The sequence below is a fragment of the Streptomyces sp. NPDC006476 genome, from assembly GCF_040612015.1.
In the GTDB taxonomy this organism is placed as follows: Bacteria; Actinomycetota; Actinomycetes; order Streptomycetales; family Streptomycetaceae; genus Streptomyces; species Streptomyces griseorubiginosus_B.
This window is the reverse complement of the sequence record NZ_JBEXPK010000134.1, coordinates 1-11,866: the sequence shown is the minus strand read 5'-3', so window position 1 is coordinate 11,866 and position 11,866 is coordinate 1. Positions and strand designations below refer to the sequence as shown.

Here is an 11,866-nt window from a genome sequence, read left to right as displayed (position 1 = left end):
CGTCGACGCCGAGGACGGTGTCGCGGGGGAAGACGGAGCGGGCGGTGCGGATGACGCGGGCGGGATGGATCGGGGCCCTGTCGTCGAGTGCCATGTGGTCGACGGCGGCGTCGAGGGCGGTAGCCCAGCGTGCGAATCCGGCGGCGCAGGGCACTGCCGCCGTAGACCTCGTCCGCCGCGACCCAGGCGGTGCGGATGCCCGCGGCGTGCTGGTCACGTAGGACAGGTGCACCGCGACCTGGCACAGGCCGATCCCGCCCAGGACCTGTATTTCAATTAGTGCCCGGTGGGCGGTGACCGTGCGGTGCCGGGCCGCCCAGCGGCATCCCCCGTACCCGATCATTCCGCAGGTTCTGATAGCCGGACTTACCGATATCGGCCAGGAGCCGGGTTTCGGGCCACTCGCTGCCGGTGGCCATGTAGAGGACGGCGGTGCGGTCGAGGCCGATGCCATGCGCGCCCGGGGCGGTGAGCATCTTGGCGATGTAGGCAGAGGAGTCAGCGCCGACACCCCAGTTGATGATGATGTCCAGGTCGTCGTCAGCGGCACTGAGGCCGGGCAGAGACGGCGTGTACGTCGTACGGGACATAGCGGCTCTCACTCCTCGAGGGGCCGGTCGGTCAGCCGCTGGGCGGAGACGACGAGCAGGCGGTCGTCGGCGGGCCACGGATCGCAGGACTCCCAGGGATCGCCCTGGGACAGCACCACCACCTGGCCGGGCGCCGTGACCAGGCAGCACACGCCGCATCCGCACGAGGGGTCGAAAGGCTCGGTTGGGCGATGTAGGGGGTAACGAAGTAGTCGACTCCGTCCGCCCCGACCGCGGCCAGGAGCAGATCGCCGTCCGCGACGTCACCGGCTCGGGCTACGCGCGCGTGCGGCAGAGCGAGCACCAGACGGGGATCGGCACTATGCACGGCGAGCTGCCCGTCGATGAGTCGGGCGTTGCCACTGGAGCGGACGCCCCCCGTGCCGGGCACGGCGAGCAGGGGCCGGCGGAGGTCAACGGCCGTCTCGGCCGCGTACATCGCCGAGACGTGGTCCAGGCCTCGACGAGGATCACCGCCCGGGCGAGCGCAGCCAGCACCGCGGCGCTGGCCTTCAGCGTCGCGCCGCTGGCCACGGTGCCAGGCCGGTAGAGACTGACCGCCGCGCCGCCGCCGTCGAGGACGGAGCGCAGCAGCGAGGCGTGCGCGTGAGGGTGAGCCCCGTCGAGGCCACGCGGCAGGACGGCGAGGGACGCGGCGCCCGTCTCGGCGGCGGCCTGGTGGGCGGTGGAGTCGACGCCGTAGGCGAGCGTGGCGGTGACCGTGTGACCGGCCTCGGCGAGGGCGGCGGCGAAGTCGTGCGCACAGGTGACAGCCCGCTCGGTGGGGACCCGATTGCCGGTCACGACGACCGCAGTGCCGCTCAGCCGCGGCAGCCGCTCGCGCCCTCGGACCCACAGACCCAGCGGGCACGCAGGCCCCAGGTCGGCGAGGGCGGTGGGCCACTCCTCGTCCGAGGGGAGAACGAATGGGCAGGTCAGCTCCGCTTGGGCGAGTTCCTCGTGTGGCCGGTAGTGGGCCAGGCGGCCGCTGCCATCACCGCGGACGCGTCGCTGCCACACCTCGGCCGGGGTGTACTCGTCGAGTTCAGCGGCGAGTTGGCCGGGGGCGAAGTGGGCGGCGAGCGCGGCGCGTGCGGCTCGTTCGGACAGGGCGTGTGCGGGCATCGATGGCCGGCCTTTCAGGCAGGACGCGGCACCGGCAGGCGAACCGGTGCCGCGCCGGGGCGGGCGAAGGGGATGACTTTGGTCAGCGGCCGACGGGAAGGGGAGTGCCGTCGGCCACTGCGGGGGAGTGCCGGGCTAAGACCAGTTGGTGGCCCGCTTCTCCTCCCACCAGGCGGGTGGGCTGCCCGGTCGCCCGGGTGCCGGGCGGGAGGCTGGCGCGGGCTGAGGTGCCAGAGGCGCGGTGACCGGGCGGGCGGCGATCGGACTGGGCAGGCTGGCCTCGGTGTAGGCGATGCGCCTGCGCAGGCTGATGCCGAGGTCGTCGACGCTCAGATAGATGGAGTTGTCCTTGACCCCGGTGACACGGCCTTTGACCAGGACGTTGACCCCGTCGACGAGCGATTCGGCGGCGTTGCTGGCCAGGTCCCGCCAGGCGGTGCAGATGTAGGGAATCGGCTCCAGGTCACGCCACTTCTGGGCGGCGGCGTCCCACTGTGTGGGGGTCTCGGTGAGACGGAACCGGCAGACGGCGATGCCGCCGTCGGTGAATCGGACTTCCACGTCACCGGTGATGGTGCCGGTCACGTGCGTGACGGACGGGGCCATGTGAACACCTCCTATTTCAAATAATAGTGTCTCCTGGTGGAGGGTCAACCCCCCTGTCGGCGCTGCCCGCTGCCGGAGGGCGCGGTGCGGCGGGCGAGCCGACGGATCCAGGCCTTCCACCCGGTCAACCCCGCCGGAGCCGGCATCGGGGTGAGGTTGTCGAAGACCGTGGCGGTCTCGATCTCCACCTGCATCGGGACTGTGCCGTCGGCCCGGACCAACTGCACGTCGGTGGTGTCCAGATGGACGGAGACCCGTACGGCCTCCCGGTCGGCGTCGAGGTAGGCGAACACGAGGATGCCCGCGAGCTCGATGCAGGGCAGGCCCTCGTCGTCGGGCCCGTGCATCGGGTGGAAGACCGCCGAGCTGTTCGCCTGCGCGCAGGCCTCGTCGTCCGAGAGCTTGAGGCTGAGGGGCGCGCGCAGGTGACGGGAGATGTCGGCGGGGTACAGCGTGTAGCCCGCGTCGCCGCGGCTCGTCTCCGGCCCGTAGTAGAGGTCCACGACCGTCTGGTCGTCGGCGGGAGGCCGGAACGGGAAACCGTCGGTGCCCGACACGTCGTCCCACGACCTGCGTACTTCCTGTGCGAGGGAGGCCAGGGCGGAGGCCTCATCGGACCAGAGCGTCACGTCATCGCCGTGCCGGTCCCACTGGCGCAGCACCCACGCCCGGCCGGCTGTCTGCGTGGTGAGGTCCTCGGCGACTGCGAAGGTGAAGCGGCGCAGCCACCCTTCAAGGATGTCGACGGTGTCCGCCCCCGGCCATTCGCCGGTGCGCTCCTGGAGGTGGTCCATGAGGTCGGCCAGGTCGATGATGGCCCTGCCTGCGGGTGTGGCCGGGTCTGGTTTGATCAGCATGGCGGTTTCCTTCCGCTGGTGCGGGCTGGTCAGGCCCCGTTCGTCAGGGCGTTCCAGAGGTCCATCAGGCGTTGCGCATCGGGGCTGAGGGTCGCGGTGCGCAGCACGCGTTTACGAAGGGCGGGCGCGTCGAGACTGATGCCGGAGGGCACATCGGGCCGGTCGGGCAGCGAGACCAACTGGTAGTTCCGGGTGTGGATCATCCAGGCCTCGTACCGGTCGGCGGGGCTGCCGCTTCGGGCGGCGTGCTCCTCGTCCGTGGTGCGGGACAGGCACAGGCAGGACGGATCGGTGCAGGGCCGTCCGGCGGGGTGGCTGGCCAGCACCGGGCTGCGGCGGTAGTGCGTGCGAGTGCCGTTTACACGAACTCCCGTGGGTTTTCCGGAGCGTCCCTGTCGCTGGTGGCCGTGCGGGCCAGGCTGCAACGGGTTCGTGGGACTGACAGGAGATTCTGGCATTTGGTCGCGATTTCTGAAGGTTCGCTGATATCTTCGGCGCACTGTCGCTCCTGGTGAAGTGGGTGAGGTCTCTGTGGCGTTAGCGACGGTGCGCTCGCTGGGTTCGCCGCGAAGCCTGCGCACGGAGCAGGAGTACGAGGACTACGAGCAGGAGCTCGTGGACCAGTACCTGCTGGCGTCCGTCGGCGCCGGCGTCGAGGACGTCACGATCGCGGGCGACCGGGCGGTGCTCTTCGAGCTGATCAGGTTCGTGGGCCGGCCGGTCTGGACTGTGCAGCCTGACGACGCGGACCGGTTCCTCGTCCATCAGCGCAAGGACCGGGACCTGGCGAAGGGGACCGTGCACAAGAAGGCGGGCTCGATCGCTCAGTTCTTCGACTTCCTCATCGCCCGCTACCAGGGCGATGTGCATGCCCTGACTGGACACGTGCTGGTCCAGCCGATCGACGAGTTCAACCGCCCGGCCACGGCCGACTACGGTTCGCCGCGGATTCCGCCGTCTTCCTCGGAGGTCGGCGACCTGTTCGCGGCCTGGCGGACGTCTCTGCCGTCGGCGCGCAAGTACCTGCCGGCCGCCCGGGACTACTTCGCCGCGTCGTTGTGGCGGCGCGCCGGGCTGCGGATCGGCGAGACCAGGATGCTCGACATCCGCGACTGGCGGCCCGACCTGGGCCAGTACGGCAAGCTGCACGTCCGGCACGGCAAGGGCAGCCGCGGCCGCGGCCCCAAGGCCCGGCTCGTCCCGGCCATCAACTCGGTGGACGCACTGGTGAACTGGTGGTTCACCGACGTACGCCACCAGTTCGGCGACGACTACATGGACCCCGACGCTCCGTTGCTGCCCAGTGAGCGCCGTGACCCGTACACCGGGTGGTGCCGCCGCGTGGGCGACGACGCTCTTCGTTCCGGGCTGTCCAAAGCTGTCGGGCTGTACCTGCCGTCCTGGTCCGGCCGCCTCACGCCGCATGGACTGCGACACTTCTGCGCGTCCGAGTACTACGCCCAGGGGCTGGACCTGAAGGCGATCCAAGAGCTCCTCGGACACGAGTGGCTGTCCACTACGACACGTTATGTCCATGTCCACGACGATCACATCGAACACACCTGGGCTGCGGCGAATGAACGGGTCGCCGCCCGGCTCGGGGCGAGCGACGGGAAGTGACACGGTGCGCTGGAACCTGCGAATGACGGCCGCGGAGCAAGGCATCTGGAAGTCCACCGAAATGCGCCGCCGCCTGGCGGAGGCCGGGCTGGAGATCAGCGCGGGGAAGATGTCCGCGCTATGGACCGGCACCCCGACCACCGTGCGTCTGGACGACTTGGACATCATCTGCGCCGTCCTGGGCTGCACCACCGGCGACCTGCTGATCCACGAGCCCGAGGCTGCGGCGGCCCGCCGCCCGGCCAAGCCGACCGAGGCCGGGACTGGCGGGGCCGGCTCGGTCACGCCCCGGCTCGGACGCAACCGCACACTGCCACCGGCGTGACCGCTCCACGAACGTGCCCGGCGTGCGGGCTGCGGCCAGTCGCTCACACCAAGGCCAAGTACTGCTACAACTGCCGCACGCGCGGCTCGCATACGCCACCACCGTGCCGCCGCTGCGGCTCGCCGGACTACTACACAACCGGGCTGTGCCGCCGCTGCCACAAAGGTGCACCACCACTGCCCGACTCGTGCCAACGATGCGACGCCTGGGGCCTGTTCAAGTCCACCGGCGGCATCTGTGCCGCCTGCCACGACTGGGCCCGCCGCCACCCCGGCGAAGCCGAGTGCACATCCTGCACACGTATCACGTCGCTCAACGCAGAAGGCGAGTGTCGCCTGTGCTGGCGCCGGAGCCGGTCCTGGGCACGTGACCCGTCCGACCCCGACCGTCTCGAAGCCGTCAACGGCGGTCACCAGCTCTTCTTCAATGGCATGGAACACCGCTTGGCGCTGATGGTGCCGCCCCACCGCCGCCCGCCGCCCCAGCGCTTCCGAACCCGCCGCACCCGATCGCGCCGACAGCCCAACCTGCGACCGATCACCGCTGCCGCCCACCGACAACTCGTCCTGTTCGACGCCCGCCGCGACTACGCGCGCATGCGCACCCTGACGGTTCCCGAACCCGTACTGCCCGAACTGCTGGAGTCCCTCGAAGCCAGCTGCCTGCAACTCGGCGAACAGCGTGGCTGGACCCGCGACGCAACCGGCGCAGTCAACCGCGCACTCAAGCTCCTGCTCGCCACCCAGGACACCCCAGGAGCACCGATCGAAGCCAGCACCGTGGCCATGCTCCGCGTGCTCGCCCTTCCGGTCCAACCGACCATCGACGTCCTGGACCACGCCGACTTCCTGACGGACAACCGCAACCCGGCCGTCATCACGTGGGCCGAACGGAAGACTGCTCACCTGCCCGCGAAGATAGGCAGCGAAATCGGCACATGGGTCGAGATCATGCTGCACGGCAGCACCATCACGCCGCGGCGCCACCCGCGTTCCCACCGCACGATCCGCAACCACCTCTACGCAGCGCTGCCCGCGCTCAACTCCTGGGCGCGGACCCGGGACTGTCTTCGCGAAGTCACCCGCGACGACGTGCTTGCTGTACTTCCCTCCGGCGGGACCGACCGCAGCGAGATGCTCTCCGGCCTGCGATCGATCTTCCAAGTCCTTCACGGCCGCAGACTCGTGTTCACCAACCCGACCACGCGGATGAAGGTCGGCATGCCCGAAACCCGTACGCCGGTGTCGATGGACGTCCCAGTGCTGCGGAGCCTCATCGACGCCCCGGATCCAACCCGAGCCGCCTGCGGATCCCTCCTGATCTTCCACGGGCTGCGGCCCCACCAACTCCGAACCCTGCACGTCACTGACATCGTCGACGGCCGGCTTCATATCGAGGGCAGGAAGATCCTCCTTGCCCCGCAAGCACGAGCCGCCCTCAACGGCTACCTCGCCCACCGGGAGCGGCAGTGGCCCAACAGCGGCAACCCGCATCTGTTCATCAACCTGGCAACGGCCGGGCGCCTGACGCCCGTGACCGGGAAGTGGATCAACGCCGTACTCGGCACCCAAGCCCAGGCCTTGCGAGAAGACCGGATCCTCGACGAAGCGCACGCCAGCAACGGCGACGCCCGCCGCCTTGCTGATCTCTTCGGCCTCACCGTCAACGCCGCTCAGCGCTACACGGCCACTGTGGACCATGTCAACTTTGCCGAACACCATCGACGACAGGGACAGTCCAACATCCCGTGAGTCCACCACGTACCTCGCCATCCGAGTTGGGTATGGCTCCTTTCGTGGCGCGGATGACCGAGTTGTCGAACTCCCAGGTCGCGGTGTCCCTCCGAGGGAGGATCCACGCCCATCCCTCGCCGGGAACCGCTTGGAGCCGGACGGACCCTTATTTCAGAGAGGCGAGGCTGTACGCGCATGTCGACAGTCCTGCCGCGATGTAGAGCGCATCCTGCGAGACGGCCACGGCTCGGATGGGGAGGAGCAGGTCGACCTCGTCGAGCAGTTCTCCTGTTGGGCGCCAGATGCGGGTCAAGCCGTCGTCCCCGCCGGATACGACGATGTCACGGCCATTGCTGTGCCCCACGGTCACCGATCGGACCGGACCCGCGTGGCTTGGCAGCGGCTCATTCACCAGGCGGCTGGTAGCGAGGTCCCAGAGTCGTACGGTCCCGTCGTCGCCGCCGGAAACAATGATGTCGCGGCCGCCGCAGAGTCCCAAGGCCACGGACAGGACCGGTCCTGTGTGGCCGGTGCACTCATCCAGAGGTGCGCCGTCGCCGGCGTCCCAGACCCGGATCACGCCGTCGTCGCCACCGGAGACGATGACGTGCCGACCTGCACCGTTGCCGACCGCCACCGCACGGACCGAGTCGGCATGGGCGGGAATGGGGCCTCCGAGGCTCTGGCCTGTAGCGGCATGCCAACCCTGCAGGGTGCCGTCCCAGTTGGCCGAGACGATGATCTCTCCGCTGACTGAAACGCCACTGGCCACGGCGTACGTACAGTAGCGTTCCGAGATCCCGGCGTGGGCCGAAGCCTGACGGGTCTCCGCATTCCAGCTGCATGACACCCATGGCGTGTCGGCGGACACCAGAATGGTGATGATGGTCTCGCCGAAGAGCTCCAACGAGCGTGCGGACGAGCCATAGCCGACCGATGTGCCGGCGGCGTCCCGGAGGAACGCCAATGAGTGGTTGGACGAGTCGTAGCCGACCGCTTCGCCACTGGCGGCGTCCCAAACGCACAGCAAGCCGGTGCTGGTCGAGGCAGCGATCATCTCGTGTCCGTCGGCTGAGCCGCAGACGGTCACGTCGGTGAACGGGCCGGCGTAGCCCACCAGCGGCTCGGCCACCGGTCTGCCGGTCAAGGCATCCCACCTGCCCACGGTGCCGTCGTCGCTCACGGTGACAACCGTTTCCCGGCCGGCGATTCGGGCCGCGGTCAGTGCGGTGACTGGGCCACGGTGTCCAGTGAGCGGCTCACCGAGCACCGGCCCCAGGGCCCAGATGCGTACGGGACCGGTGCCGTCGCTGGAGACGATGACCCCGCCGTGTTCTGTCTGTCCTACAGCCACAGCACGGATGGAGTCACCATGCCCGGTCAAGGGTGCGCCCAGAGGGCTTCGGGTGGCGGCATCCCATACGCCGACGGTGCCCTCGGCGCCGCCTGAGACGATGACATCCCGGCCGTCGACACGGCCCAGTGCCACTGTCCCTCCCGCCGGGCCGGCCAGCGGCTCGCCCACGGGCCGGGCGGTCGCGGTGTCCCATACCCGTACCGTCCCGTCCTCGCCGCCGGACACGATGACGTCCTGGCCGTTGACTCGTCCGCAGGCCACCGCGCGTACGCCGAGGGTGTGGCCGGCCAGCGGCCCTGCGACGGCATTGCCGGTGCGGGCGTCCCAGATCCGGAGGGAGCCGCCGCCTCTTCTCGCGACGCCCTCACTCGTGGAGACGATGACATCGCGGGAACCGATACGGCCCAATGCCACCGCCCACACCATGTCCGTGTGACCGGTGATGGGGTCGCTCAGGAGTTGCCGGGTCACGGCGTCCCAGACCCGGACCGTATCGAAGTCGCTTGACACGATCACGTCTCGGCTGCCTATGCTCCCCACCGCCACCGCGCACACCTGCTGCGGATGCTCCAGCGGTTCGCCGACGGGGTGCCCTGTGACCGGGTCCCACACGCGCACGGTGCCGTCCATGCTCGCCGAGACGACGACATCGCGGCCCTCGATCTGCCCGGTCGTCACCGCCCACACACCGTTGGTGTGCCCTGTGAGCGGCCCGTGGATACGCTCGCCGGTCGCGGCGTCCCAGATCCACAAGGAACCGTCGGTGCTGCCGCAGACAACGGTGTCGCGGCCAGCGGCCCGGCCCACGGCCAAGGTGCTTGCTCGTCCGCTGTAATCGGTGAGAAGCCGGTGGGACGAGCCGAGGGGATGTGCCCAACGGGGCACCACCCCGTCGCAGCCTCCGCCGCTGAGGGTGTGACGCAGTTCCCACAGACCGTTGCGGGCCGCGGTGAGAGCCAGAAGCCGCGCTCGCCGTGCGGGTGGCAGCGGGTTCGCTGCCAGGCCAGCTTCGCGCAGTACGCGGACGATGGGCGCGGTCGGCAGATCCGGTTCGGCCGGCAGCAGCGAAATGAGCCGGGTGAGGTCGGCGACGGCGAGATAGGTAGGGTCCTGCAGCAGGGAGGCCAATTCTCCGCAGGTGGCGGCGTGGTCGGCGGCGTAGGAACGGGCGTAGTCGGTTGCCTGGCTCCAGTTTCCGGACCGGAGCACGCCGAGTACCGCTCGCTCGTCGCCGAGCCGGTGCCGACGCTGCTGGATCAGTTCGTCGATCAGTGCCTGGTGGAACAGCCGGGTGAGCGGCACACCGTGGTCGGACACAGCGGTCTGGAGCAGATAGTCTGCGGCGGCGCTGTCGTGCAGCTCGTCCAGATCCTCGACCGCGGCGTCGTAACCGAGCGCCCTGGCGAAGCCCAGCCAGAGGGAGTCGTCGATTCCCGCACCACGGGCGTAGACAAGGGCGCTCAGCAGACCGCGTACCCGGGTCCGTCTGCGTCCGTCCAGCCCGTCGAAGTACTTGTCGAGGGCCTCGCCGATGCTGGTCGGGATGGCCGCCGTATCAAATCGCGGATCGTCCGGGTCCAGCGGGCTGGGCATGGTCGAGAGCGGGTCGGCAGCCATGGCCGCGATCAGGTAGTTGCGTTCGGCCCGCTCGCTGATGCGTGACGCCAGACGCTCGCACAGCGCTGGATCGGCCCGGTACCCGGCCCAGGCATGGCCGGGTGGACCGGGTTCTTCCGCACCGGACTGAGTGAGCAGCGCCATGACATACGCGTGCACCCCGTCGGCCTCAAAGTACCGGGAGGAGTCAAGATCGACGAGATGGGGACTGTCTGAGGAGCCAACGCCGAGTGCGGGGAGCAACTCGCCGTGGTGGTAACGGCCGTCGTCATTCCTTGCCTTGAGCGGCCTGGTGGACACCACGACGCGCAGGGCGGGCAGAGCCGCCAGTTCGGAGATCATCCTGGTCATCTCCCGCCGGTCGCCGGTGACCGCCACCTCGTCGAGCGCGTCCACGACCAGGGGCCACGGCCCTCCGGAGATCCCGCGCAGTGCGGTGATCAGCTCGCCGGTGGAATCGGCGCTGTCGACACCGATCAGGTCCGCGACCGCCTGGAGGAGACTGGCGGGGGTGGCGCTGCGGGCATGAAAGGCCAAGCCTGGCGCCCTCTGTTCCGACTGAAGGCTCATGACCGCGCGGGCTACGACAGCAGACTTCCCCGCGCCGGGCTGCCCGGTGACGACCAAGGGACTGCCGGGAGCCTCGCTGAGCGTCAGCCAGTCCCGAACCGCCCCGAGGGCGGCCTGCCGACCTCGGAACAGGTCACCGCCGCGCGCTTGGCTGCGCTGGCCGTGCGCCCGCATGCGGAAGTGCTCAGTGGCGTTGACGACGTCCGATCCTCCGAACAGCCAGGGGCGGGGCAACTGCGGCCAGCGGTCCGCGAGAACGCCGGTCGGGATGTACCGGTCGAAACGGCCTCGCTCCGATCCCTCGACCAGTACTCCCACTACGGCGGTGGTCTGCGGGTCGCACACAGGCCCGCCGCTGTGGCCGACCAGGGAGCCGGACTGTCCGCGCCAGTCGATCTGCACAGAGTTCACTGCGGTGGGCCCGGCGGTTGCGAAGTCGCGCCAGACGCCTGCCGGTTCCCCTTCCCGCAGCGGATAGCCAAACAGGCTCACCTGCGGTGGGGTACGTCGCTTCGGCGACAGCAGGGCTGACTTTGGCAGCCACTCGGCAGGCTGGTCGCCGAGGTCCAGCACAGCGGCATCCAGAAAATCCGTTGCGCCCCCTTCCGCTGGCACACGGCATGCCTCAAGCAGTCGGTTGCATGCGGGCGCGCGAAGGGCGGGGAACCGCACCTCGATCCGGCGCCCGGGCACTGCGTCGGCGCCCAGGACATGGGCGGCTGTGAGCAGATACCTGCTGCTGACCAGCACCGCGGATCCCGCTCGCCGGCCGTCGACGAGCACCACGGCAGTGGCCTCCGCGAGGGCGGCCGAGTTTCTCAACCCGCCGATCCTTCACCGTCAGGCCGAGCCCAGCGCAGGGTGACCTTGATCGTGCCCTCTGCCTGGTTCTTTGCGAAGAACCACCAGTTCACCTCGCCGGACACCTTGAGCCCGAACTCAAGCTCCACCTCGTGCGGCGCCAGCCTCGAGCGCAGGGACTCGGCCACCTGCTGCGCCGCCTGGGATACCGACTCCAGCCGGTCCCGCATCTGGCCGCCGTCCGTCACCTCGGCCTGTCCACCGCGCAGTTCGACGAAGTCGCTCTCCGCCGACTCGAAGACCACGTCCGAGCCATCATCCAGGGTGAACCTCACGAACTGGGTCATGTCGAGTGAAGTTACCAGCTGCACGGGCAACCCGCCCGACGCGAAGGAAAGCGCGGCAACGACTGCTGGGGACGGTCACATCGCCGGAGGCGCGCTTCAGACGCGGGAACTCACATCGTGCCCTGGGGAGCATCCCGATATTCGTGAACCCGAGGCTCTAAGCTGGCCATCACATGCCTTAGTACGTGGGTTCCGGCGGATCAGTGCTTCAGAATTAGCGAACTGTGCGAAAGGTGTGGGGTTCGTGGGGTGGGGTGGTGGCGGGGTGGTGTGGGCTGGGGGTTTGCGGGGTTCGCCCGGTCGGTGGGTTTGGCGGGG

The 11,866-nt window shown here is 69.4% G+C and carries 11 protein-coding genes; 3 read left to right on the top strand and 8 right to left on the bottom strand.

Going from position 1 to position 11,866, the window contains the following annotated elements:
• Positions 1-272 precede the first annotated feature (272 nt).
• The 6 genes from ABZZ74_RS50370 to ABZZ74_RS50345 form a co-directional block, all read right to left on the bottom strand.
• On the bottom strand, positions 273-590 hold the full coding sequence (locus ABZZ74_RS50370; RefSeq protein ID WP_356950856.1) for a hypothetical protein: 318 nt from the start codon (positions 588-590) through the stop codon (positions 273-275).
• An 8-nt stretch (positions 591-598) separates the two neighbouring features.
• Complete coding sequence (locus ABZZ74_RS50365; RefSeq protein WP_356950855.1) at positions 599-742, bottom strand: hypothetical protein; 144 nt, start codon at positions 740-742, stop codon at positions 599-601.
• Between the two features lie 124 nt (positions 743-866).
• On the bottom strand, positions 867-1,715 hold the full coding sequence (locus ABZZ74_RS50360) for a DNA-processing protein DprA (protein WP_356950854.1): 849 nt from the start codon (positions 1,713-1,715) through the stop codon (positions 867-869).
• Positions 1,716-1,850: 135 nt separating this feature from the next.
• Entirely contained in the window at positions 1,851-2,321 is a 471-nt protein-coding gene (locus ABZZ74_RS50355; protein ID WP_356950853.1) for a single-stranded DNA-binding protein, read from the bottom strand.
• Between the two features lie 44 nt (positions 2,322-2,365).
• The gene (locus ABZZ74_RS50350; protein WP_356950852.1) at positions 2,366-3,178 is read right to left on the bottom strand and encodes a hypothetical protein; all 813 of its coding nucleotides are present in this window, start codon (positions 3,176-3,178) and stop codon (positions 2,366-2,368) included.
• A gap of 29 nt (positions 3,179-3,207) precedes the next feature.
• Positions 3,208-3,504, bottom strand: a complete 297-nt coding sequence (locus tag ABZZ74_RS50345) for a hypothetical protein (protein WP_356950851.1) — start codon at positions 3,502-3,504, stop codon at positions 3,208-3,210.
• Positions 3,505-3,709: 205 nt separating this feature from the next.
• On the opposite strand from ABZZ74_RS50345, the gene ABZZ74_RS50340 reads away from it, so the two are divergent.
• The 3 genes from ABZZ74_RS50340 (at position 3,710) to ABZZ74_RS50330 (ending at position 6,874) form a co-directional block, all read left to right on the top strand.
• Positions 3,710-4,798 carry a site-specific integrase gene (locus ABZZ74_RS50340; protein WP_356950850.1) on the top strand — a complete coding sequence of 363 codons (1,089 nt, stop codon included), beginning with the start codon at positions 3,710-3,712 and terminating at the stop codon, positions 4,796-4,798.
• A 4-nt stretch (positions 4,799-4,802) separates the two neighbouring features.
• Positions 4,803-5,123 carry a helix-turn-helix transcriptional regulator gene (locus ABZZ74_RS50335; protein ID WP_356950849.1) on the top strand — a complete coding sequence of 107 codons (321 nt, stop codon included), beginning with the start codon at positions 4,803-4,805 and terminating at the stop codon, positions 5,121-5,123.
• A gap of 431 nt (positions 5,124-5,554) precedes the next feature.
• The gene (locus ABZZ74_RS50330; protein WP_356950848.1) at positions 5,555-6,874 is read left to right on the top strand and encodes a hypothetical protein; all 1,320 of its coding nucleotides are present in this window, start codon (positions 5,555-5,557) and stop codon (positions 6,872-6,874) included.
• Between the two features lie 148 nt (positions 6,875-7,022).
• On the opposite strand, the gene ABZZ74_RS50325 is transcribed toward ABZZ74_RS50330, so the two are convergent.
• Entirely contained in the window at positions 7,023-10,892 is a 3,870-nt protein-coding gene (locus tag ABZZ74_RS50325; protein WP_356950847.1) for a hypothetical protein, read from the bottom strand.
• Between the two features lie 326 nt (positions 10,893-11,218).
• Positions 11,219-11,548: a CU044_2847 family protein gene (locus ABZZ74_RS50320; RefSeq protein WP_356950846.1), complete on the bottom strand. Its 330-nt coding sequence runs from the start codon at positions 11,546-11,548 to the stop codon at positions 11,219-11,221.
• Positions 11,549-11,866: the final 318 nt, after the last annotated feature.

Coding starts and splice junctions, on each gene's coding strand:
- ABZZ74_RS50360 (WP_356950854.1), bottom strand. CDS start 1,715: ATGCCCGCACACGCCCTGTCCGAACGAGCCGCACGCGCCGCGCTCGCC.
- ABZZ74_RS50370 (WP_356950856.1), bottom strand. CDS start 590: ATGTCCCGTACGACGTACACGCCGTCTCTGCCCGGCCTCAGTGCCGCT.
- ABZZ74_RS50330 (WP_356950848.1), top strand. CDS start 5,555: ATGGAACACCGCTTGGCGCTGATGGTGCCGCCCCACCGCCGCCCGCCG.
- ABZZ74_RS50320 (WP_356950846.1), bottom strand. CDS start 11,548: ATGACCCAGTTCGTGAGGTTCACCCTGGATGATGGCTCGGACGTGGTC.
- ABZZ74_RS50350 (WP_356950852.1), bottom strand. CDS start 3,178: ATGCTGATCAAACCAGACCCGGCCACACCCGCAGGCAGGGCCATCATC.
- ABZZ74_RS50355 (WP_356950853.1), bottom strand. CDS start 2,321: ATGGCCCCGTCCGTCACGCACGTGACCGGCACCATCACCGGTGACGTG.